The following is a 23,817-nucleotide window of genomic DNA, read 5'->3' as shown; positions in this document are numbered from 1 at the left end:
GCGGACGGGCTCAGGCCTGCACGGAGCTGCGTATCGCCGTGCCGAAGTCGGCGGTGGTCGCGCCCGCGGTCTCGCCGCCGTCGACGACCAGCTCCTGACCGGTCAGGAAGGCGGCCTCGGGCGAGGCCAGATAGTGGAAGGCCGCCGCGATCTCGGCGGGGGAGGCATGGCGGCCGGCCGGGATCCGCGCGTTGACGTCGGCCAGCATCTCGTCGGTGTACTCGGCGAGTTGCATGGGCGTCAGGACCGCTCCGGGACTCACACAGGCGACCCGGATGCGGGGGCTGAGCTCCAGGGCGAATGTCTGGGTGAGGGCGATGATGCCGGCCTTGGTCGCGTTGTAGTCCGCGTAATGTGGGTAGCCGCGGCGGCCGTTGACGGACGCCGTGGCCAGCAGGACTCCGCCGTCGCCGTCGGCCATGAGGCGGGCAGCGCTCCGCCACAGACCCAGTGTGCCCAGGAGGTTGACGTCCACCACGCGGCGCGCCGCCTGTTCGGCGATGTCGAGGACGCCGTGGCGGACGCTGATGCCGGCGTTGGCGATGACCACGTCCAGGGAGTGGTCCCGGTGCACCCGGGCCAGGGCGTCGTCGACGGCCTGCCAGTCGGCGACGTCGCAGCGGATCCACGAGACGAGGCCGCCGGGCTCGTCCTGCGGTTCGGCGATGTCCAGGCTGACGACACGGTCGCCCGCTCGGGCGAAGCGCTCGACGGTGGCCCTGCCGATACCGCTGGAGCCACCGGACACGACGATGGTGCGCATCTCTTGCCGTCCCTTTCCTGAGGGGATGCGAGGGGGATGTGACGGGGTGGGTGAGGGGGTGGTGAGGGGCGGGTGAGGGGCGCGACGTCGGCCGGAGTCAGAAGAGGATCCGCGCGTCGCGGGGCGAGGCGTGCGGGGTCGTCTTGCGCAGGTCACGGCTGACGATCATGCGCTTGAGCCAGCGGTCCGTTCCGTCGTGCGCCGCTCGGAAGGCCCTGCGGCCGTGTACGGCGACGTAGTTGTCCACCACCGCCAGGCTGCCCTGCTCCACGACCACGTCGAGCTGGACCCGCTCCAGCTCCTCCATCAGTTCGTCCAGGGCATCCTGGGCGGCCGTGTCCTGGCCGGCGCACGTCATGAACGGGTAGTCGATCCGCAGGTAGGGGCGCTCCCGCTCGCCGGACAGGACCGGCACGGGCTCGGGGTCGGACTGCATCCGCAGCATGCCGGCCAGTGCCGGGTGGTCGGGGTGGCGCTCCTGGAGCTGGCGTACGTGCTCGTCGTCCGGCCGGATGAGGAAGCGCGGCGCGCGGAGCAGGTCCGCGGTCTCGTCGCTGATCTTGACGTCTCGGACGGAGGCCACGATGGTCGGCACCCGCTCGTGGTTGCGCATCCCGAACAGCAGCAGGTAGTCGCAGCGGCCCGGGTGGAAGCCGTCCTCGGTGTGGAACTCCAGCAGGCACGCGCTGCCGTGGCCGCTCTGGCGCAGCTCGTCGCCGCGGATCGGCAGCAGGTTCTGTACGACCCGGCCCAGCTGGAGGGTGGAGAAGGTGAAGGGGTCGCCCAGGGCCGTGCCGACCATGGCCAGGAAGAGTTCCTGGTCGAGGGGCGGGCCGTCGGCGGGTACGTCCTCCCAGTGGGCCGGCGTGGGGCCGACGGCCGTGTCGTCGACCGGGAAACCGTGGATCACCAGCGCCGCGGCGGGTTCGGTGCGGCGGAAGTGCTCCAGGAAGGTGCGCAGCCCGGGCGGAAGGTGCGCCGCCGCGTCCCAGTGCCGGTCGTAGAAGGCGGGCTGTGCGGGAGACGGGGAGGAGCCGCGGAGGCGGGCGATCGCCTCCTGGATCTGTTCCGTCTCAGCGGCGGACAGGACGTATTCGAGGGGAAGGCCGTGATACATGCGGGGACCTGCCGGTTTCTGAAGGTGAGGAAGGTAAGGAGGGCGAGGAGGCTGGGGAGGCTGGGGAGGATAGGGGTACGGGGACGGGGAGGGGCAGCAGGGAGACGGCGGCGCAGAGCAGGCACAGGGCGCCGCTGAGGCGGAAGGCCTCGGCCGCTCCGCCCCGGGCGAGCAGCGCGCCGCCCAACGCCGTGCCCAGGCCGCTGCCGAGGGCGTCCGCCGTGCCGAGGAAGCCGAAGGCCCGTGCCGTACGGCCGGGTCCGGCGTCGCGCGCCACCTGAGCGGAGATGAGCGGCAGAGCGACGGCGAGGAGAACGCCTTCGGTGAGCGACAGGGCGACGGCCGCGGCCACCGAGCCGACCAGGGGGTAGAGACAGGCGCAGCAGCCGAGCAGCAGTGCCGCGCAGCGGATGAGTACGGTGCGGGACACCCGGGGCAGGACGGCGCCTGCCCGGGGCGACAGGACGAGCGCGGGCAGCGCCAGGCAGGCCGCGGACCAGGCGATGAGCGCGTCCGGGGCGCCCAGTCCACGGAGGTACACGGCCCAGACCACGGAGTAACCGCCGTAGAGCGCGGTGATGCCGAGCAACAGCACCAGAGGCGGCCACAGCGGGCGCAGCAGCGGGGGCGTCGCGAGGCGTTCGGGCATGGCAGGTTGCCGGGTTCCGTTCGTCGGCCCCGAAAGGCCCTCCGCGCGGTCCCACCGGTCTGCGGCGCCCGCCACCGCGGTGGCGGTGAGGGCGACGGCCGTGGCGGCCCATGCCGCCCACGAGCTGCCGCGCAGCAGCACGGCTCCCGCGCCGAGCGGACCCACCAGGGCACCCAGCATCTGCGCGGCCGTCAGACGGCCGTAGGCACGCTCCAGCCGGTCCGGCCCCGGCGCGGAGCCGCCCGGACCGGGCGCGGCCAGCGTGGCGCGCAGCCCCGTGGCGGTCAGCGCCGCTCCGGCCATCAGCAGGAAGTCGGCGGCGGCCAGGCTCCACCACGGGGTGAGCGTGGCGAACGCCAGACAGCCGACGCTCTGCAGAGCCGTGCCCAGCAGGGTCGTCCGGGCAGTGCGGCAGCGGTGTCCCCAGCGGCCCGCGGCGAGCTGGGCCAGAGCCCCGCCGGCCGCGGCCGCGGCCATCACCAGCCCGATCCGGTCCTTGGCGACTCCCCGGTCGAGGAGGATGAGCGTCTCCGCCGAGAACAGGCCGAGCTGACTCGCCCGCGCGAGGAAGGCCGTGGCCGTGACCGGAAGGGGCGCGCTCACCGCGTCGGTGCCGCGTCGGCGTCCATCGCCCGGACCAGGCTCCTGGGGCGCAGGTCCGTCCACTGCTCGCCGATGTAGTCCAGGCAGTCCTGGCGCGAGCCTTCCGGCCGGGCCACCGTCCAGCCCGCCGGCACCTCCGCGAACGCGGGCCACAGGGAGTGCTGGTTCTCGTCGTTGACGAGGACGAGGTAGGTGCCGTCCGGGTTGTCGAAGGGGCTGCTCATGATGTGGTTCCTCCTGGGTGTCGGGACATGGGTGGTGCGACATGGGGGGTGCACATGGGGGGTGCGATGGGGCGGGCGCCGTGATGAGCACCGGGTGACCGACGGGTCAGCCGAGGCGCCGGGCGAGGGCCCGAGGGGTCGGCCGGTCGAAGACCGCGCGCACCGGGAGCCGCTGGTCGAGGCCGAGGGAGCGGACACGGCCCGCGAGCCGCAGTGCGCGCAACGAGTCGCCGCCCAGGGCGAAGAAGTCGTCGTCGGGGCCGACGTGTTCGAGGGCCAGGACCTCCGCGAAGAGGGCGCGTACGGTGTCCACGGGACCCTCGGCGGGGCACGGCCGGCCGGGCAGACCGGTCAGCACCTGACGGAGCCTGGCCGCGATGCGTTCGGCGGTCTCCTGGTCGAAGAGGTCGGGCCGGTAGCCGAGTTGCAGGTAGAGCCGGTCGCCGGGCACGCCCATCAGGGTCATCGGGTAGTGGTAGGCGTCGCGGCCTTCGAGGCCGGACAGCCGTATCCCTCCGGCGCACACCTCTCCCTCGTCGGCGGGGTAGTTCTCGAAGACGGTGGAGGTGTCGAAGAGCGGGCTGCCTCCGGCCAGCGTGTGGATGTGGGCCAGGCCGAGGTGGTGGTGCGGTGTGAGAGCGGACTGCTCGTCCTGGACACGGACGAGCAGGCGTTCCAGCGGCTCGCCGTCCGCCAGGCGCACCCGCACCGGCACGGTGTTGATGAACAGGCCGACCCCGTTCTCCACTCCGGCGAGCTCCGGGGGACGCACGGAGACGGTGGCGCCGAAGACCACGTCGCGCCGTCCGGTCGCCTCGGCCAGGACGAGTGCCCAGGCGGTCTGCATCACGGTGTTGAGCGTGACCCGGTGCGTGCGGGCCAGCTCGGTCAGCGCGGTGGTCTCCGCCTCGGTCAGCTCCGTCACGACCCGTTCGGGCAGCAGTGGCGTGCCCCCGCGGTCGGCGTGCGGCGCCAGCAGGGTGGGTCCGTCGAGTCCGTCGAGCGTGTCCCGCCAGGCCTTCTCCGCGGCGTCCCGGTCCTGCCCGGCCTGCCAGGCCAGATGGTCGCGTACGGAGACCGCGGGCAGCCGCCTCGGCAGGTGACCGCCGCCGTTCTCCCGCGCCGCGTACAGAGCGAACAGGTCGCGCAGCAGCACCGGCAGGGACCAGCCGTCGAGCAGGAGGTGATGGACCGTCAGGAGCAGGGTGTGGCGCTCCTCGGTCTCCCGTACGAGGGTGAAGCGGGCCAGGGACGGCCCGGTCAGAGAGAAGCGGCTGCGTCGGTCGGTGGCCAGGATCTCCGCTCGACGGGCTTCCCGTGCGAGGGGGTCCAGGTCGTGTTCGGCCCACGACGGCTCCACGTCGCGCAGGACCAGTTGCACGGGTGTGCCCGAGGCGAGGGTGCCGAAGGCCGTGCGCAGCGGGGCGTGCCGGCGCACCAGGTCCCGGCAGGCGGCGCGCAGGGCGTCCCGGTCGAGGGCGCCGTCGAGCCCGAGGGACAGCTGCACGTTGTAGACGTCCGCCGTCCCCTCGTCGTACAGCGCGTGGAACAACAGCCCTTCCTGCAAGGGCGAGAGGGGGAGGACGTCGGTCAGTGTGTGCCGCGCCCAGCGGGCTTCCAGCGCGTCGATCTCGTCCTGGCCGACCCGTTCGCCGGCGATGGCCACGACACCGAGATCGGACGGCGTGTGGCCGCCCGCGGTGGGACCGGCGGTGTGTGCGACCAGTGCCCGCAGGGCCCGGAACCAGGTGTCGGCGAGTTCGCGCACACGGTCCTCGTCGAGCAGTTCGCCGGGCCAGGACCAGTTGGCCACCAGACGCGGGCCGTCGGGGTGTTCCTCGGTGACGGCGTTGAGGTCCACGGCGTGCGGGAGCGGCATCGCGGGGTCGGCGGGGACGATGCCGGCGCCGGCCTCGTCGACGGCCTCCCAGTCGGCGGAGCCGCCCGCCGCGAACCGGCCCAGGTAGTTGAAGCCGATCTGCGGGGTGCGACCGGAGGCGAGCAGCGGGCCGGTGTCGCGGTTGAGGTGGCGCAGCAGCCCGTAGCCGATGCCCCGGTCCGGTACGGCGCGCAGCTGCTCCTTCACGGTCTTCACGGCACGGCCGAGTGCGACCCCGCCGGCCCACACGTCCGCCCAGTCGGTGACCCGAGCGTCGAGGCGTACGGGATACAGGGCGGTGAACCATCCCACCGTGCGGGAGAGGTCGGTCCCGGGGACGATCTCCTCCTGCCTGCCGTGACCCTCCAGATCGACGAGGACGCCGTCCGGTCGCTCCGGTCCGCGCCAGTGGGCGACGGCCAGTGCGAGGGCCGTCAGCAGGATGTCGTCGATCCCGGCGTGGAACGCCTCGGGCACGCTCGTCAGCAGCGCGGCCGTCTCCTCGGCGGGCAGGGTCACAGTGACGTCCCGGCGGGTGGCGTAGACGTCGCGGGCCGGGTCGAGCGGGCGGGTGGTCAGCAGGGAGTCCTCGGCGGCCGGCATCGCCTGCCACAGCGGTAGTTCCGCCGTGCGTGCGGGGGCGTGGGCGGCCTCGGTGAGCCGACGTGACCAGGTGCGCAGGGAGGTCGGCACCGGGTCCAGGGCGGCGAACGCGTCCTGTCCGGCGGCCGCCGCCCGCCAGGCCGTCGCGAGGTCGGGCAGGAGGATCCGCCAGGACACTCCGTCCACGGCGAGGTGATGCACCATCAGCAGCAGTCGGCCCGGCTCCGCCTCGCCACGGTCGAGCCACACGGCGCGCAGGACGCGTCCCGCCCGGGGATCGAGCTTCCGCTGCGCCGCCGAGGCGAGCTCCGCGACGGTCTCGCCCGGGTCGCGGTGCCGGGTGAGGCAGTCGGCGGCCCGCACGCTGCCCCGCGCGGCGACTTCCAGCGTCCACCGGCCTTCACCGTCACTGCTATCGCCACCGCCACCGCCGTTGCCGTCGCCGTTGCCGTCGCCGTTGCCGTCGCCACCGCCGTTGCCGTCGCAGTCGCCGAGCCGCAGACGCAGCGCGTCATGCCGGTCGAGGACCGCCTGGAGCGCCCCGAGCAGGTCCTCCTCGCGCAGCCCGGCCGGTACGCGAACCAGCATGGACTGGTGGAACCCGGCCACGGGGCCGCCCTGTTCGCGCAGCCAGTGGGTGATGGGCGTGAGGGACACGGGCCCGGTGCCGGCATCGTCGGGTTCCGTGTCGGGCCCGGTCCCCGCCGGGGCGGCCACCGTGGCGAGGGCGGCCACCGTGCGGTGCTGGAACACGTCTCGTGGCGTGAGGGTCAGCCCGGCGCGGCGGGCCCTGGCGACGAGCTGGATGGACAGGATGGAATCGCCGCCGAGTTCGAAGAAGCCGTCGTCCGGCCCGACCCCCGGCACGCCGAGCACCTCGGCGAACAGCGCGCACAGCGTCTCCTCCACCGGGCCGTCGGCGGCCCGTCCGCCGACGGCGGTGAACGCGGGGGCGGGCAGCGCCTTGCGGTCGAGCTTTCCGCTGAGGGACAGGGGGAGTTCCGCCAGTGGTACGAACGCCCGCGGGACCATGTGCTCGGGCAGACCGGCGGCGCAGTGGGCGCGCAGCTCGTCGGCGTCGAACTCCGCCGTGCGCGCCGGGTCCGCCGGGACGACATAGGCGACCAGGCGCTTGGCGCCGGGCTGGTCCTCGCGGACCACGACCGCCGCGGTGCCCACGGACGGGTGGCGGGCCAGGACGGACTCGATCTCGCCGAGCTCGATGCGGAATCCGCGGATCTTCACCTGGTCGTCGGCCCGCCCCAGGTAGAGGAGTTCGCCGCCCTCGGTCCATCGCACGATGTCACCGGTGCGGTACATCCGCGAGCCCGGCGGGCCGAACGGGTCGGCGACGAACCGCTCGGCGGTCAGCCCCGCCCGCCCGTGGTACCCGTGGGCGAGCTGGACGCCCGCCAGGTACAGCTCGCCCGGGGCTCCCGGGTGGGCGGGTTGCAGACCGGCGTCGAGGACGTAGACACCCGTGTTGTCGACCGGGCGGCCGATGGGCACCGAGGCGGTGTCCGCCCCGGGCCGGCTGCGCCGGTGGGTGACGTCCACGGAGGCCTCGGTGGGGCCGTAGAGGTTGTGGAGTTCGGTGCCGGCGGCGTCGAAGAGGTCGTGGAAGCGGTCGGCGAGCGAGGTGGGGAGCGCCTCGCCGCTGCAGATGACCCGGCGCAGGCCCGTGCAGCGGGCGGCTCCCGGAGTCCGGAGGAAGGACTCCAGCATCGACGGTACGAAGTGCAGCGTGGTCACGCCCTCGCGCCGGATCAGGTCCGCCAGGTACTCGGGGTCCTTGTGCCCCTCGGGCCGCGCCACGACCAGAGTGGCCCCGGTGAGCAGCGGCCAGAAGAACTCCCAGACCGACACGTCGAAGCTGGACGGTGTCTTCTGCAGCACCCGCTCCCCGGGCGTCAGGCCGTAGGCGGACTGCATCCACAGCAGCCGGTTGACGATGCCCTCGTGGGGGACGAGCACGCCCTTGGGGCGACCGGTCGAACCGGACGTGTAGATCATGTAGGCGGGCTCGCGCGGGTCGACGCGCGGCAGCTCCCCTCCGTCGGCCACGGCCTCCTCGATCAGACGACCGTAGACCTCCGGGGTCACCACGAGGGCCGGGGCCGCGTCGTCGAGCATGTACCGCACCCGGTCCTGCGGATAGTCCGGGTCCACCGGCAGGTACGCGGCGCCCGCCTTGTGCACGGCGTACAGGGTCACCAGCAGGTCCAGTGAGCGGGGCAGCGCGACGGCGACGATCCGGGACCGGCCGGCACCGCGGGCCCGCAGGGCGTGCGCCAACCGGGTGGCGCGGTCGTCGAGTTCGGCGTACGTCAGTGTCGTGCCCTCGAAGACGACGGCCGTGGCGGAGGGTGTGCGCGCGGCCTGCGCGGCGAACAGCTCGGGCAGGGTGGTGGCCGGGTGCGGGACGGCCGGGCCGGTTCCGGCGGCCGCCAGTGCCGCCCGGTCCTCCGCGTCGAGCGCTCCGACGCTGCCGCACGGCAGTTCGGGGGTGGCGACCAGGGCGCCCAGGATCCGTGCCAGGCCGCGGGCGAGCCGCCGCGCGGCCGCCCCGTCGACGACGTCGGGGCGGTGGCTGAGGTCGAGGCGCAGCCGCCGGCCGGGTACCGCCACCAGGCTGAGGGGGTAATGCATCGTGCCGGTGGCGGCCGTGTCCTCCAGGATCCCGACGCGCAGTCCGCCGAACGTCCGGTCCAGGGACTCCTGGTCGAAGGGGGCGTTCTCGAAGACCACCGCGGTGTCGAACAGGTCGCCGAGACCGGTCAGGCGTTGGATGTCGGCGAGACCGAGGTGGTGGTGCGGGAGCAGCGCGGACTGCTCGTCCTGGACGCGCTTCAGCAGGCCGTCGAGTGGTTCGGCGGCGTCCAGTCGCACCCTGACCGGCACGGTGTTGATGAACAGGCCCACCGTCTCCTCCACGCCGGCCAGCTCCGCGGGCCGGCCGGAGACGGTCGCTCCGAAGACCACGTCCTGGCGGCCGGTCACCCGGGCCAGCAGCAGCGCCCAGGCGGACTGCACCAGGGTGTTGACCGTGAGGCCGCGGGAACGGGCGAACCGGGTCAGGTCCGTGGTGAGCCGCTCGGGCAGATGGGTCACCACGCGACGCGGGAACACGGCCCGGCCGCCGCCCGCTCCGGCGGGCGCCACGAGGGTGGGCTCGTCCAGGTCGCCCAGGGCCGTGCGCCACGCCTCCCGCGCGGCCTGCCGGTCCTGCCCGGCCAGCCAGGCGAGATGCCGGCGGAAGGAGGGCGCGGGCGGCATGCCGTCGGCGCTCCCGCCGCGCTCGTACAGCTCGTACAGCTCGAACAGGTCGCGCAGCACCAGCGGGAGCGACCAGCCGTCCAGCAGGATGTGATGGTTGGTCAGGAGCAGGACGTGCCGGTCGGCGTCCATGCGCAGCAGCCGGAACCGCACGAGCGGAGGGGCGGCGAGGGTGAAGCGGCGCTCCCGGTCCTCGGTCGTGATCCGGTCGAGCGCGGCGGACCGCTCCGCCTCGGGCAGCGGGCTCAGGTCGTCCTCCGCCCAGGGGACCTCGACGGCGCGCGGCACGATCTGGACGGCCCGGCCCGTCCCGCGCTGGAGGAATCCGGCCCGCAGCGCGGGGTGTCGCGTCAGGACGGTCTCGCAGGCCGTCCGCAGCGCGGCGGGGTCGAGCGGGCCGGTCAGCTCCAGCGAGGTCTGGACGGTGTACACGTCGCTGCCCTCGTCGTCGTACAGGGCGTGGAAGAGCATGCCTTCCTGGAGCGGCGTCAGCGGCAGGACGTCCAGGTCGGGGCGGTTGCCGGCCGTGGACCGCGGTGCGGTGCTCGGTGTCGCGTTCACTGGGCGGACTCCCATTCGGCCACCAGCTCGGCCAGTTCGTCGTCGGGCAGGTCGATCGGGGGCAGGAGGTCTTCGTCGGTGCATGGGGCGGTCTCCGGCTCCAGGTCCTGGGCCGCCGCGGCGAGCCCGGCCGCCGTCCGGTGCGTGAAGACGTCCCGGGCGGTGAGGACCAGTCCCGCCCTGCGGGCCCGCGCGACCAGCCGGACCGAGAGGATGGAGTCGCCCCCGAGGGCGAAGAAGCCGTCGTCGGGACCCACCGCGTCCAGGCCGAGGACCTCGCCGAAGAGGGCGCAGAGGAGTTCCTCGCGGGGTGTGGCCGGGGCGCGTCCCGCCGCGTCGGCCGTGACGGCGGGGGCGGGCAGGGCACGCCGGTCGATCTTGCCGTTGCGGGTCAGCGGCAGGCCGGGCAGCGTCACGAACGCGGCGGGCACCTGGTAGTCGGCCAGCAACGGGGCCAGATGGTCGCGCAGTTCGGCGGCCGTCGGCGCATCGGCACCGGGCGGTGGGACCACGTAGGCGGCCAGCCGCTTGACGCCGGGAGTGTCCTCGCGCGCCAGCACACAGCACTGGGCCACCGCGGGGTGCCTGACCAGGGCGGCCTCGATCTCACCCGGTTCGACGCGGAACCCGCGGATCTTGATCTGGTCGTCGGCGCGCCCGAGGAAGACCAGTTCACCCCGCTCGCTCCAGCGGACCAGGTCGCCGGTGCGGTACATGCGCTCGCCCGGCGCCCCGAAGGGGTCGGCGACGAAGCGCTCCGCGGTCGCCTCCGGGCGGTCCAGGTAGCCGCGGGCCAGTCCGGCGCCGGCCAGATGCAGTTCACCGGCGACGCCGGGCGGTACGAGGCGCAGCGCGCTGTCCAGGACGTAGGCGCGCATGCCGTCCAGCGGCCGGCCGATGGGCACCGTGGCCGGCACCTCGTCCCCGGCGCGCATGCGGTGCCGGGCGGCGAAGACGGTGGTCTCGGTGGGGCCGTAGCCGTCGACGACGACCAGTGCCGGGTTGGCGGCCATGACCCTGCGGACGGCCTGGCCGGGGACGACGTCGCCGCCCGCCCACACCTCCCGCAGCCCGGCGAAGCTGCCCGGCGACTCCTCGGCCAGCAGCCGGAACAGCCCCGCCGTGAGCCACAGCGCGGTGACGCCGTGCTCGGTGACGAGGCGCTCCAGGACCGGCCCGTCCAGCTGGCCGGGCGGTGCGAGCACGATCCGGCCGCCGCTGAGGAGCGGCTCCCAGATCTCGTACGTCGCCGCGTCGAAGGCCTGGGTGGAGTGCTGGAGCACCGACCGGTGGGCCTCGGTACCGAACGCGCTGTCCCCGGCCAGGTCGAGGACGGCCCGGTGGGTGACACCGACCCCCTTGGGCTCGCCGGTCGACCCCGAGGTGAACAGGACGTAGGCGAGTTGCTCGGCGCGGACCTCGGGAAGCGGGCCGGCGGTGTCCCCGCGCACTGCCGCGCCGGGCTCGTCCACGACGAGGAGCTGCCCGGGAGCAAGGGCCCGCGCCGTGTCCCGTGAGGCGAGGTCGGTCAGCAGGATGCGGGTCTGCGTGCGGCTCGTCATCGCGCGCAGCCGGTCGACGGGGGAGCGGGCGTCGAGCGGCATGTACGCGCCGCCCGCCTTGAGTACGGCCAGCAGGGAGACGATCAGCTCGGGCGAGCGTTCCTGGAGAACGGCCACCCGTTCCTCGGGCCGCAGCCCGAGCGCGAGCAGCCGGTGGGCCAACTCGTCGGCGCGGCCGTCGAGTTCGGCATAGGTGAGCGTGCCGTCGACGCCGGTGACCGCGACCGCGCCGGGCGTGCGGGCCGCAAGTTCGGCGAACCGCCGGTGGATCGCGGTGTCCGACGGGGGCGCGGTGGCCGCGTTCCACTCGTGCAGCACGCGCGAGCGCTCCGCGGGGGAGAGCAGGTCCACGGCGGCGAGTGGGGTGTCGGGTGCGGTGGTGAACGCGTCCAGGAAGCGGGCCGTGCGCGCGACGACGGCCTGGGCGGTGGCGCGGTCGACCAGGTCGGGACGGTAGGCGAGGCGCAGGGTCAGTCGTTCGCCCGGTTCGGCGATGAGGGTGAGGGGGTAGTGGGTGGCGCCGTAGCTGTCGGCGGTGCGCACGGTCACCCCGGCCGACTTCCGGGCGGTCCCGGTGCCTCCGGCGTGGTTCTCGAAGACCGTGGAGGTGTCGAAGAGCTGGTCGAGCCCGGTCTGCCGGCGCAGCTCGGCCAGGCCCAGGTGGTGGTGCGGGGAGAGGGCGGACTGCTCCTCCTGGACCCGGGCGAGCAGCCGCTCCAGCGGCTCGGCGGCGTCGAGCCGTACCCGCACCGGCACGGTGTTGATCAGCAGACCGGCCAGCCGGTCGACGCCGGGCAGCTCGGCCGGGCGCAGCGAGACGGTGGTGCCGAAGACGACGTCGTCGCGGCCGGTCAGCTGAGCGAGGGTGACCGCCCACGCGGCCTGTACGACGGTGTTCGGTGTGAGGGAGCGGGACCGTGCGCGGTCGGCCAGCGCGGCGGTACGTGCCGGGTCGAGGGTCACCCGGACGTGCTCGGCCAGGACGGGTGCCCGGCCCCGGTCCGCGTCGGGCACCGCCAGCGTCGGCTCCCCGACACCTTCCAGCGCGATGGTCCACGCCTTCTCGGCCGTCTGCCTGTCCTGCGCGGCGAGCCACTCGGCGTAGTCCCGCAGGGTGATCGGGTCCGGTGTGCGGGAGTCACCGCCCTCGTATCCGTCGAGGAGGTCGTCCAGCACCAGGCCGAGCGAGGTGCCGTCGAGGACGATGTGGTGGCCGGTGAAGACGAGAACGTGCCGTTCGGCCGCCAGACGTACGAGCAGGAAACGCACCAGCGGCGCGGCGGCCATGTCGAAGGGCCGTGCGCGGTCGGCCGCCAGCTCGCCGGCGATCCGCTCCTCCTGGCTGCCCGCGGGCAGTGCGGTCAGGTCGAGCTCGGTCCACGGCACGGTGTGCGCCTCGGTGATCACCTGGACGGCCCGGCCGGAAGCGGTGCGGGTGAAGGCCGCGCGCAGGCACTCGTGCCGGGCGAGCACCGCCTCGCAGGCGGCACGCAGCCGGTCCGGGCGGAGCGGGCCGGAGAGCTCGTAGGCGGTCTGGGCTATGTACGGGTCGATGCCGGCCGTCTCGCCGTCCGTGCCCTCGTACTGGGCGTGGAAGAGCATGCCCTCCTGGAGCGGGGTGAGCGGCAGGACGGCGCTGTGGCCGGGGTGGGCGGCGGCGAGGGCGGCGCGTTCGGCGTCGTCCAGGCTCACCAGGGGGTGGCGGGAGCGGACGGGCTGTTCCCCGCTCGCCTCCGGGCCGCGCGCCACCTCGGCGATCGCGGCGACGGTCTTGTGCTGGAACACGTCCCGGGGGTGGATGACGACCGAGGCCTCGCGGGCGCGCGCGGCCAGCCGTACGGCCAGGGGGGAGTCGCCGCCGAGGGCGAAGAAGCTGTCGTCGATGCCGACCCGGCGCACGTCCAGGAGTTCGGCGAACAGGGCGCACAGCGTCTTTTCCACGGGTGTGCGCGGGGGGCGGCTGTCGGCGGCGGCGGTGATCTCCGGGGCCGGCAGGGCGTCGCGGTCGAGTTTTCCGTTGTGGGTCAGTGGCAGTGCGTCGAGGGCGACGAAGCCGGCCGGGACCATGTACTCCGGGAGGGACGCGGCGAGATGCTCCCGCAGGGCTCCGGCGTCCGGCATGCCGGCGCCCGGGGCGGGCACGACGTACGCGACCAGTCTGCGCACCCCCGACCGGTCCTCGCGCACCACGACACCGCACTGGGCGACGGCCGGGTGGGCGGCCAGCACGGACTCGATCTCCCCGGTCTCGATGCGGAAGCCGCGCAGCTTCACCTGGGTGTCGGCCCGGCCCACGTAGACCAGCAGACCGTCCGGGCCGCGGCGGACGAGGTCACCCGTGCGGTACATGCGCTCGCCGGGAGCGCCGAACGGGTCGGCGACGAACCGTTCCGCGGTGAGCGCGCCCCGGCCCAGATAGCCGCGGGCCAGCCCGGCGCCGGACAGGAAGAGTTCTCCGACGGCCCCGTCCGCGACGGGGCGCAGGGCGCTGTCGAGGACGCGGGCGCCCAGGTTGTCGACCGGGCGTCCGATGGTGGGGGTGGCCGCGGCACGCAGGTCGCAGTACATCGAGTCGACCGTGCACTCGGTCGGTCCGTAGACGTTGCGGGCGGTCAGCCCGGGGGTGGCGCGCAGCTGTGTCCAGAGGTCGTCCGGGACGGCCTCGCCGCCGAGCACCAGGACCCGGGGGCGGTTCCCGCCCTCCAGCAGCCCGGCTGACAGGAGCTGGCGGGCGTGGGTGGGTGTGGTGTCGAGCAGGTCGATGGCGTACTTGTCGGCGTAGACGGCGAGCGCACCGGCGTCCCGGCGGGTCGCGTCGTCGACGACGTGCAGTTCGTGCCCGGCGACGAGCCACAGCAGTGCCGTCCAGGAGGCGTCGAACACGAACGCGTTGGTCAGCGCAACCCGGAAGCGCTCGACGCCGGCCTCCGCCACGGCGGGCTCGATGAGGACCCGGCGGTGGTGCTCGTAGAGGTTGCCCAGACTCCGGTGCTCGACGGCGACACCCTTGGGCCGGCCGGTGGATCCGGAGGTGTGGATGACGTAGGCGAGGTGGCCGGGGCGCAGTGGGCGGGTGCGGTCGGCGTCCGTGGGGTCGGTGTCGGGCAGCCCGGGCAGACCGAGCCCGGCGTCCTCGATGAGCAGTACCCGGGCGTCGTCGGACTCGGGCAGCGTGCCGGCCTGCGCGGCGGTGGTCAGGATCAGCGCCGGGTCGGCCTCGGCGAGGACGCGCCGGGTCCGCTCGGCCGGGTGGTCCGGGTCCAGCGGTACATAGGCGGCACCGGCCTTCAGGACGCCGAGCATGGCGATCACCGTGTCGGCGCCGCGGGGGAGGGCCAGGGCCACGCACTTCTCGGGGCCCGCGCCGAGGCCGGCCAGGAGGTGGGCCAGCTGGTTGGCGGACGCGTTGAGCTCACGGAAGGTGAGCGTGCGGCCGGGGGAGACCAGGGCGGTGGTGTCGGGGGTGCGGGCGGCCCGGTCGGCGAACAGGTCGGTGACGGTGGCGGGGGCGACGGGGCGGGGCGGTCGGCCGGCGCCGGACAGAGCCGACTCGAGCTCGGGGCCGGTCAGGGTGTCCAGGCGGCCGAGGGGAAGGCCGGGGTCCGCCGTGGCCATGGCGGTGAGGAAGGCGAGGAAGCGCTCCTGGATCCGGGACAGTTCAGCTGCTTTGTAGAGCGCGGGGTTGGCGTCGAAGGAGAACCGCAGCCCGTTGCCGTCCGAGCGTTCGTAGACCGCGATGGAGAGGTCCCCCACCGGTCCGTTGGACACATTGTGAACGGTGATGGAATGCCCGGCGAATGTGACGTCGAAATCGAAGGGCATGATGTTGATCATGGGGCCGAAGAGATGCCGACCCTCGTCCAGCAGACGCAGATCCCGGCGCAGGTCCCCGTACGGATAGCGCTGGTGGCGCAGTAGTTTCCTGAGTTCTCCGGCGACATTCCGCAGGACGTCCCCGACCGTCATCTCGGGGGAAAGACGGACGCGCAGGGGGAGTTCGTTGGAGACCATTCCCGGAACGTTCCGCGCCTGAGCCCCGTGGCGCGCACCGACCGGAATTCCGAGAGTGATGTCCTGGATTCCGGTGACCCGGTGGAGATGCGCGGCCACCGCCGCGATGATCACGGCCGACCACGTCGTGCGGGAGGCACGGGCGGTGGCCCGTAGCCGGTCCAGGACGCCGGGGGAAAGGATCGCGGTGCGCCTCAGGAACGTGTCCGAGGGCGGGGCGGCGCGTCCGGAGCCGGCGAAGGTGGCGATCTCGTCGGGGCAGTCGGCGAACCGCTCGGTCCAGCGCGCCCGGTCCTTGCGGTACTGCTCGGAGTCGCGGTAGGCGTTCTCGCCGTCCAGCAGTGCGGTGTACGGCGCGAAGCCGCCCTCCGTGCCCGGGTCGCCGCCGGCCAGGGCGGTGTAGACGCGGGCCACGCGGGCGGTGATGGCGGCGGCCCCGAACGCGTCCACGACGACGTGGTGGTAGCGCTGGTGCCAGAAGTAGCGGTCCTCGGCCAGCCTGATCAGGGCGTACGCGTACAGATCCCCGTCGGCCAGGTCGACGGGCCGAGCCATCTCGCCGGTGATGTACGCGCGTGCCGCCGCCTCCGGGTCGGGCTCGCCGGAGAGGTCGAGCCGGGTCAGCCGGGGTCCGGGCGGATCGCCGAGCACCTGTCGTGGGCCGTCCCGTTCCTCGGTCGGCCGGATGTGCAACGCCCCGGCCTCGCGCACCACTTGCTCCAGGGCGGTCTCGAATATGTCCCCGTCGACCGGTCCGTGGATTTCCACGAATTCGCCGACGTTGTAGACGGGTGAATTCCGATTCAGCTGGTGCGCGAACCAGACCCCGCTCTGGGCTGCCGTCAACGGCAGCGAAGTGTGCTGGGCAGCAGACATGACTCCACCTCGGTCTGAGCTACGGCGGTCGGGACACCGCGGAAATACCGTGAACGTGCCGCGTCGCGTGGGTCCTTGCGCAGGGAGCGGACGCGTTCTCGATGATTTCCTTTGCGCGTTTTCCGCTCAAGTCACGGGATGGCGTTACAGGCGGCGCGGGTGGCGTCCCCATGCCGTTTGTCCAAGTCATGCGCCCGGGCGGCACCACCACCGGTGGGGCCGCCGTCACCTGGATGCGGACGCGATGGCGCGGGCGCCGATTTCGGCTCCTTCCCGCACTCCCGCGGCGAGCACGCGTCTTTCGTGCAGGGACATGCTCCGTTCGTACAGGATTCCGTACGCACGCATCAGCACACTCGTGGTCAACCAGGCCGCATCTCGACCGACAAGCGGAGGCGGAGCTCCATGCGGACGTTCGTCTACACATCCCACCCCTCGCGGGTGGTCTTCGGTTCCGGCACAGCCGACCGGCTCGCCGACGAGGTGAAGCGCCTCGGCGGCTCCCGGGTGCTGCTGCTGTCCAGCCCACCGCTCGCGGAAGCCTCCGCACGGGTCCGCGAGGCGCTCGCCGGCCTGGTGGCGGCGGAATTCGACGGGGCCGCCATGCACACGCCCGTGGAAGTGACCGAACGGGCACTCTCCGTGCTGCGGGAGGCGGGCGCCGACTGCCTCGTCGCCGTCGGCGGCGGTTCGACCACCGGCCTGTCCAAGGCACTGGCGCTGCGTACGGGCATGCCGCAGGTGATCGTGCCGACCACGTACGCGGGCTCCGAGGTGACCCCTGTGCTCGGGGAGACCCGGGACGGGCGCAAGATCACGCAGTCATCGCCGGCGATCCTGCCCGAGACGGTCCTCTACGACGTCGACTTCACGCTCTCCCTGCCCCCCGCGATGTCGGTGACCAGCGGCGTGAACGCCCTCGCGCACGCCGTGGAGGCGCTGTACTCCGCCGACGCCGATCCCGTCACCGACGGGCTGGCCCTCGACGCGATCTCCCGTATCGCGCGGGCGCTGCCCCGCCTCGCCGCCGACCCGGCCGACCGGGAGACACGGGCCGACCTGCTGCATGCGGCCTGGCTCGCCGGCACCTGCCTCGCCACGGTCGGCATGGGCCTGCACCACAAGCTGTGCCACACCCTCGGCGGCAGCTTCGACCTGCCGCATGCCGAGACGCACACCGTCGTCCTGCCGCACGCCATGGCCTACAACGCGTCCGCCGTGCCCGACGTGATGCGCCGCATCGCCGATGCCCTCGGCGTGGCCGACGCTCCCAGCGGCGTCCACGACCTGGTCGCCTCCCTGGGCGGGCCCACCTCGCTGCGCGACCTCGGCATGCCGGAGTCCGGCCTCGCCCGCGCGGCCGAGCTGGCCACCGCCACGCCGTACCCGAACCCGCGCGAGCTGACCACCGAGGGCATCGCGGAGCTGCTGACCGGCGCCTGGCACGGGCGCCGCCCCGAGGGACCCTCCTCCACGCAGGCGATGCTCGCCCGCCTCACCGAACAGGTGGTGGCGAGTTTCGCCCAGGCGCCCGACCCGCGCGTCCGCACCCTGCTGAGCGACCTCGTCCGGCACCTGCACACCTTCGTCGCCACCAACGACGTCACCGACGGCGAATGGCAGTACGCCATCGACTTCCTCACCCGCGCCGGGGAGATCAGCGGGCCGACCCGCCAGGAGTTCGTACTGCTGTCGGACACCCTCGGCGTCTCCAGCGCCGTGGACCTGCTCACCAACTCCCGTACGCCCACCACCACTCCGTCCGCGGTGCTCGGCCCCTTCTACGTGGAGGGCCCGCCCGAGGCCGCGCACGGCAGCGACATCTCCGCAGGGCTGCCAGGCACCCCCCTCTGGGTGGACGTGCGGGTCACCGACACCGACGACAAGCCGGTCAAGAACGCGGTCGTGGACGTCTGGCAGTCCAACAAGGACGGCTTCTACGACGTCCAACTCCCCGATCTCGACGGGCCGGTGCTGCGAGCCCGGCTGCGCACCGACGCCGACGGACGCATCACGTTCTGGTCCATCCTGCCCTCGCCGTACCCGATCCCCGACGACGGGCCGGTCGGGCAGATGCTGGCCGCGGTCGGACGCCATCCCAACCGGGCACCGCACCTCCACTTCATGCTCGACGCACCCGGCCACCGCCGGCTCATCACGCAGCTGTTCGTGGCGGGCGGCGCCCACCTGGACGGCGACACCGTCTTCGGCGTCAAGAACGAACTCGTCGTCGACTTCACGCCGCAGAGCGGACCCACCCCCGACGGCCGCCGGGTCGACGGGGAGTGGCGCCGCCTCGACTACACCTTCCGCATCGCCCCCCTGGCCGACTGACCGAGGAGCGCTCCCCATGACAACCACCGACACGCACAACGCGTACGACACGTACGACACCGACGTCCTCGTCGTCGGCAGTGGCCCCGCCGGCGGCTCGGCCGCCCTGCTGCTGGCCACGTACGGCATCCGCACCTTGCTGGTGACGAAGTACGGCTGGCTGGCCAACACCCCGCGGGCGCACATCACCAACCAGCGCACCATGGAGGTCCTGCGCGACCTCGGTGTGGAGTCCGAGGCCCTGGCCGTCGGCAGCCCCTCCCACCTCATGGGGGACACGGTGCTGTGCACCGCGCTCACCGGCCAGGAGATCGGCCGTATCCGCAGCTGGGGCACGGGCCCCGAGTCGGCCACCGAGTACGCCTCGAAGAGCCCCTCCCAGATGATCGACCTGCCCCAGACCTACCTGGAGCCGATCCTGGTGAGCAACGCGGCGGCCCGCGGCGCCAAGGTCCGCTTCGACACCGAGTTCCTCAGCTTCACCCAGGACCCCGACGGCGTCACGGCCCTGCTCCGCGACCGGGTGCGCGGCGACGAGTTCACCGTACGGGCCCGCTACCTGATCGGAGCGGACGGCGGGCGCAGCACGGTCGCCGAGCAGTTGGGACTGCCCTTCGACGGGCGTATGGCCAAGGCCGGCAGCATGAACATCGTCTTCAAGGCCGACCTCACCCGGTACTGCGCCCACCGGCCGAGCGTCCTGTACTGGGTGCTGCAGCCCGGAGCCGAGACCGGCGGCATCGGCATGGGCCTGGTCCGCATGGTCCGCCCGTGGAACGAGTGGCTGCTGGTGTGGGGTTACGACATCGAACAGCCCCCGCCGGAGGTGGACGAGGAGGCGGCGCGGCAGATCGTGCGCGACCTCATCGGCGACCCCGACCTGCCCGTGGAGATCACCTCGACCTCGCTGTGGACGGTCAACCACAGCTATGCCTCGACGTATTCGTCCGGGAGGGTGTTCTGCGCGGGAGACGCCGTACACCGTCACCCGCCGTCCAACGGGCTCGGCTCCAACACCTCCGTGCAGGACTCCTACAACCTCGCCTGGAAGCTCGCCATGGTGATCCGGGGCGAGGCCGGACCCGAGCTGCTCGACACCTACAGCGCCGAACGCGCCCCCGTGGGGCGGCAGATCGTCGAGCGGGCCAACCTCAGCCGCGACCAGTTCGGCCCGATCTTCGACGTACTGGGCGTCGGTGCCGGCAGCGACGAGGAGGTCATCGCCGAGGGGCTCGCGGCGATAGGCGCCCGGACGCCCGAGGGCGCCAAGAAGAGGCGTCTGCTCGAAGAGGCGATCCAGCTGAAGAACTACGAGTTCAACGCGCACGGCGTCGAGATGAACCAGCGTTACGTGTCGGCCGCGGTGCTTCCCGACGACGGCCCGGCCGAAGTCTGGGACCAGGACCGGGAGTTGGTGCACCGGCCGACGACCCGTCCCGGCGCCAAGCTGCCGCACGCCTGGCTCGTCGACGAGCGGGGAGAGCGGGTGTCGACGCTGGACGTCGTCGGAACCGGCGTCTTCACCGTGCTGACCGGCCTGTCCGGCGGAGTGTGGGACACGGCCGCGACCGCGTGTCAGGAGGCCCTCGGGGTACCGCTGCGGGTGGTGCGCGTCGGCGACGACAACTCCCTTGACGCGTACGGCGAATGGAGCCGTGTCTCGGAGATCGCCGAGGACGGCGTGCTGCTGGTGCGACCGGACGGACACGTCGCCTGGCGACGTCCCGCCGCCCCCGACACCGAGGCCGCGGCACAGGACGAGCTGCTCGGCGCGCTGCGCCGGGTGCTGGCGCGCTAGGAGAGAGCGGGATGGACAAACTGGTGGCCACGGCCGAGGAAGCCCTGGCGGACGTGACGGACGGCCGGTCCTTCGCCGTCGGAGGCTTCGGACTGAGCGGTGTCCCCGAGGTCCTCATCGGCGCCCTGTACGAGTCCGGCGCCGGCGGCCTCGGCGTCGTGTCGAACAACTGCGGCGTCGACGGCCGCGGGCTCGGCATCCTGCTGGCCGCGGGCCGCATCGCCCGGGTCACCGGCTCGTACATCGGAGACAACAAGGAGTTCGCCCGCCAGTACCTCGCGGGCGAGCTGGAGGTCGAACTCACACCGCAGGGCACGCTCGCCGAGCGACTGAGGGCGGGCGGCAGCGGGATCCCGGCCTTCTACACCCCGGCCGGTGTCGGTACACAGGTCGCCGAGGGCGGCCTGCCGTGGCGCTACGCCGCCGACGGATCGGTCGCCGTGGCCTCGCCGCCGAAGGAGGTGCGGTCCTTCGGCGGCGTGGACCACATCCTGGAGCACGCCATCACCACGGACTACGCGCTGGTCAGGGCCGCCCGCGGCGACCGGCACGGCAACCTGGTCTTCCGCCGTGCGGCCCGCAACTTCAATCCGCTGGCCGCGATGGCCGGGCGCATCACCGTGGCCGAGGTGGAGGAACTGGTCGAACCCGGAGTGCTCGACCCCGACGAGATCCATCTGCCGGGAGTGTTCGTGCAGCGCGTCGTGGCGCTGACGCCGCAACAGGCAGCGGACAAGGGAATCGAGAAGAGGACGGTGCGCGAGCGATGAGCTGGAGCAAGGACGAGATGGCGGCGCGCGCCGCGAGCGAGCTGCGGGACGGAGACTACGTCAATCTCGGCATCGGCCTGCCCACCCGCGTGGCCGACTTCCTGCCGCCGGGGGTCGACGTGGTCCTGCACTCGGAGAACGGACTGCTGGGCGTGGGGCCGTACCCGTCGCCCGACGAGGTCGACGCCGACCTCATCAACGCGGGCAAGGAGACCGTGACCGTACGGCCCGGAGCGTCGTTCTTCGACTCCTCGCTCTCGTTCGGCATGATCCGCGGCGGCCACATCGACACCGCCGTCCTCGGCGCACTCCAGGTCTCCGTCCGCGGCGACCTGGCCAACTGGACCGTCCCCGGAAAGATGATCAAGGGCATGGGCGGAGCGATGGACCTGGTCCACGGCGCCCGCCGGGTCGTCGTGCTCATGGAGCACATGACCAAGGACGGCAGCCCCAAGATCGTGGAGGAGTGCACGCTGCCCCTCACGGGCCGTGGCTGCGTGCACCGGATCATCACCGACCTGTGCGTCCTCGACGTCACCCCGCACGGACTCGAACTCGTCGAGACCGCACCGGGAGTGACGCCCGATCAGGTCGCGGCCCACACCCCTCTGACCGTCCACCACTAGCCTGCCGGGAGCTTTCCATGATCGAGCGACCGCGTGACGTGTACATCGTCGACGCCGTCCGCACCCCCGTCGGCCGCTACGGCGGTGCCCTCGCAGGCACCCGCCCCGACGACCTCGCCGCCGGTGTGCTGCGCGGCCTCCTGGACCGCAGCCCCGACCTGGACCCGGCGCGCATCGACGACGTGCTGCTCGGCAACGCCAACGGCGCCGGCGAGGAGAACCGCGACGTGGCCCGCATGGCCGTGCTGCTCGCCGGGCTCCCGGTCAGCGTGCCCGGCGCCACCGTCAACCGCCTGTGCGGATCCGGTATGGAAGCCGTCGTCCAGGCCGCTCGCGCCATCGCGCTCGGCGACGCGTCCATCGCGGTGGCGGGCGGCGTCGAGTCCATGAGCCGCGCCCCCTGGGTGCTGCCGAAGCCGGACCGGGCCTTCCCGGCGAAGGACCAGCAGCTCCACTCGACGACGCTCGGCTGGCGGATGGTGAACCCGCGTATGCCCGCGGAGTGGACGATTCCGCTGGGCGAGAGCGCGGAACTGGTCGGTGCCAAGTACGGCATCACCCGCGAGGCCCAGGACGCCTTCGCGCTCGCCAGCCACCGCAACGCCGCCGACGCCTGGCGCGCCGGTCTCTACGACGGGGAGGTCGTCCCGGTCGAGGGCGTGGATCTGCCGCGTGACGAGGGCATCCGTGACAACACCTCCTTGGAGGCCCTCGCCCGGCTCAAGCCGGCCTTCGTCACCGACGGCACCATCACGGCCGGCAACGCCTCACCGCTGAACGACGGGGCGGCCGCGCTGCTGCTCGCCGACGAGGAGGGGCTCGCGGCGATCGGGCGTGAGCCCCTGGCGCGGGTGCGGGCGGCGGCGGTGACGGGCATCGAGCCGCAGTACTTCGGCCTCGGTCCGGTCGACGCCATCCGCAAGGTGCTGGACAAGGCGGCGGTGGCCCCGGCCGATCTGCACACGATCGAGCTCAACGAGGCCTATGCGGCCCAGGCGCTGGCGTGCCTGGCCGCCCTGCCGGAGCTGGACCCGGCCCGCGTCAACCCCCGTGGCGGCGCGATCGCGATCGGGCATCCGCTGGGTGCGTCGGGCGCCCGGATCACCGGAGCGGTCGCGCACCAGCTGGCCGCGGCGGGCGGGGGACGAGGACTTGCGGCCCTGTGCATCGGCGTGGGCCAGGGCCTGGCGCTGGTGCTGGAGCGCTGACGGGGCAGGGCTCCCCCTCGGCGCCCGGTGTACGGGGGCTCAGCCGGCGCGGCGCAGAACCGCCGGGGTGGTGCCCAGCTTGGTGCGCATCACGCGCGTCAGGTGCTCCTGGTGGGAGAAACCGCACTCGACGGCGACGTTCCCGATCGCGTCGGACCCGGTCCGCAGCAGTCTGCAGGCGTGATCGAGCCGCAGCCTGAGCAGGAACTGGTGCGGCGACTGCCCTGTGCTCGCGCGGAACTGCCGGGTGAACTGGCTGGGGCTCAGCGAGACCACGGCGGCGAGCTCCGCGATCGGCAGCGGTTCGGCCAGCCTCTGCTCCATGAGCTCTCGCACAGCGGCGAGCTGCCGCGAGGAGAGCCCGGAGTGACGGGGCCGCGGTGCGGTGGTGGCGCCGACGGCATGCCGGCGCACCAGCTGGGCAGCCAGCATTCCGGTCAGCTGATCGGTGTACGTACGGGCCGACGGCTCCCAGCGCCGTACCGCACCGTCCAGCGCCAGCATCAGCTGTTCGGTGAGCGGGTCCGTGGCTCCGAAGTCCTCGGACAACTGCACGGGCCGGCCTTCGTTGGCGTCTCGCAGCGCCTCGTCGGCGAGGTAAGCGTGAACCGTGTCGAGACTGCCGGTGAGCTCGACGGCCAGGGTCCGTTCGGCCGGCTGCAGGAAGAGCCCACCGGCGGAGATCGTCCGTGACTGGATGCCCGGGCGCTTCCCGCGCCGGACGGTGACAGGTCCGTTGAGGTGCAGGATGAGCAGATGGGTGGGGGCCGGATCGAATTCGGCACGATATGGCTGCTCGTGCTGGGAGGACAGGTACAGCCGTTCCCATCCGAGTCCGGCGCTGCTGTGCCGCGGGCGCACGCCGGGCTGCCGCAGGATGCCGACCGTGTCAGCCAGCTCGAGCTCTGCCACGGTGCCTTCTCCTCTCAGCACCTCTCATTGATTGAATATTGAAAT

General features: G+C 73.1%; 12 protein-coding genes. 5 read left to right on the top strand and 7 right to left on the bottom strand.

All coding sequences use genetic code 11. The features are described 5' to 3' along the window. Positions 1-10: 10 nt before the first annotated feature. The 6 genes from ACIPSA_RS24965 to ACIPSA_RS24940 all read right to left on the bottom strand — a co-directional run bounded on the left by ACIPSA_RS24965 (position 11) and on the right by ACIPSA_RS24940 (position 16,124). A complete protein-coding gene (locus ACIPSA_RS24965; protein WP_402638194.1) occupies positions 11-763 on the bottom strand; it encodes an SDR family NAD(P)-dependent oxidoreductase in 753 nt (250 codons plus the stop codon). A 97-nt stretch (positions 764-860) separates the two neighbouring features. Then, positions 861-1,880, bottom strand: coding sequence for a guanitoxin biosynthesis L-enduracididine beta-hydroxylase GntD (gntD, locus tag ACIPSA_RS24960; RefSeq protein ID WP_402638193.1), 1,020 nt, complete (start codon positions 1,878-1,880; stop codon positions 861-863). Further along, entirely contained in the window at positions 1,837-3,132 is a 1,296-nt protein-coding gene (locus tag ACIPSA_RS24955; protein ID WP_402638192.1) for an MFS transporter, read from the bottom strand. The genes gntD and ACIPSA_RS24955 overlap by 44 nt, the downstream gene beginning before the upstream one ends. Next, positions 3,129-3,356: an MbtH family protein gene (locus ACIPSA_RS24950; protein ID WP_402638191.1), complete on the bottom strand. Its 228-nt coding sequence runs from the start codon at positions 3,354-3,356 to the stop codon at positions 3,129-3,131. The genes ACIPSA_RS24955 and ACIPSA_RS24950 overlap by 4 nt, the downstream gene beginning before the upstream one ends. Before the next feature lie 106 nt (positions 3,357-3,462). Continuing rightward, a complete protein-coding gene (locus tag ACIPSA_RS24945) occupies positions 3,463-9,675 on the bottom strand; it encodes an amino acid adenylation domain-containing protein (RefSeq protein ID WP_402638190.1) in 6,213 nt (2,070 codons plus the stop codon). Then, the gene (locus ACIPSA_RS24940) at positions 9,672-16,124 is read right to left on the bottom strand and encodes an amino acid adenylation domain-containing protein (protein ID WP_402638189.1); all 6,453 of its coding nucleotides are present in this window, start codon (positions 16,122-16,124) and stop codon (positions 9,672-9,674) included. The genes ACIPSA_RS24945 and ACIPSA_RS24940 overlap by 4 nt, the downstream gene beginning before the upstream one ends. Positions 16,125-16,529: 405 nt before the next feature. On the opposite strand from ACIPSA_RS24940, the gene ACIPSA_RS24935 reads away from it, so the two are divergent. Genes ACIPSA_RS24935 through ACIPSA_RS24915 form a run of 5 tightly spaced genes read left to right on the top strand, consistent with a single transcriptional unit; the run spans position 16,530 to position 22,860 of the window. Further along, the gene (locus ACIPSA_RS24935; RefSeq protein ID WP_402638188.1) at positions 16,530-18,458 is read left to right on the top strand and encodes a maleylacetate reductase and hydroxyquinol 1,2-dioxygenase domain-containing protein; all 1,929 of its coding nucleotides are present in this window, start codon (positions 16,530-16,532) and stop codon (positions 18,456-18,458) included. Positions 18,459-18,474: 16 nt separating this feature from the next. Next, positions 18,475-20,256 carry an FAD-dependent oxidoreductase gene (locus ACIPSA_RS24930; protein ID WP_402638187.1) on the top strand — a complete coding sequence of 594 codons (1,782 nt, stop codon included), beginning with the start codon at positions 18,475-18,477 and terminating at the stop codon, positions 20,254-20,256. An 11-nt stretch (positions 20,257-20,267) separates the two neighbouring features. Then, the gene (locus ACIPSA_RS24925; RefSeq protein ID WP_402638186.1) at positions 20,268-21,026 is read left to right on the top strand and encodes a CoA transferase subunit A; all 759 of its coding nucleotides are present in this window, start codon (positions 20,268-20,270) and stop codon (positions 21,024-21,026) included. Further along, entirely contained in the window at positions 21,023-21,652 is a 630-nt protein-coding gene (locus tag ACIPSA_RS24920; protein ID WP_402638185.1) for a CoA transferase subunit B, read from the top strand. The genes ACIPSA_RS24925 and ACIPSA_RS24920 overlap by 4 nt, the downstream gene beginning before the upstream one ends. A 17-nt stretch (positions 21,653-21,669) precedes the next feature. Then, a complete protein-coding gene (locus ACIPSA_RS24915; protein ID WP_402638184.1) occupies positions 21,670-22,860 on the top strand; it encodes a thiolase family protein in 1,191 nt (396 codons plus the stop codon). Positions 22,861-22,899: 39 nt separating this feature from the next. Here ACIPSA_RS24915 and ACIPSA_RS24910 read toward each other — a convergent pair whose 3' ends face one another. After that, entirely contained in the window at positions 22,900-23,772 is an 873-nt protein-coding gene (locus ACIPSA_RS24910; protein WP_402638183.1) for a helix-turn-helix domain-containing protein, read from the bottom strand. Between the last annotated feature and the right edge of the window lie 45 nt (positions 23,773-23,817).

The sequence above is a fragment of the Streptomyces sp. NPDC086549 genome (assembly GCF_044746205.1).
Classification (GTDB): Bacteria; Actinomycetota; Actinomycetes; order Streptomycetales; family Streptomycetaceae; genus Streptomyces.
This window is presented reverse-complemented; position numbering and strand designations above follow the sequence as displayed.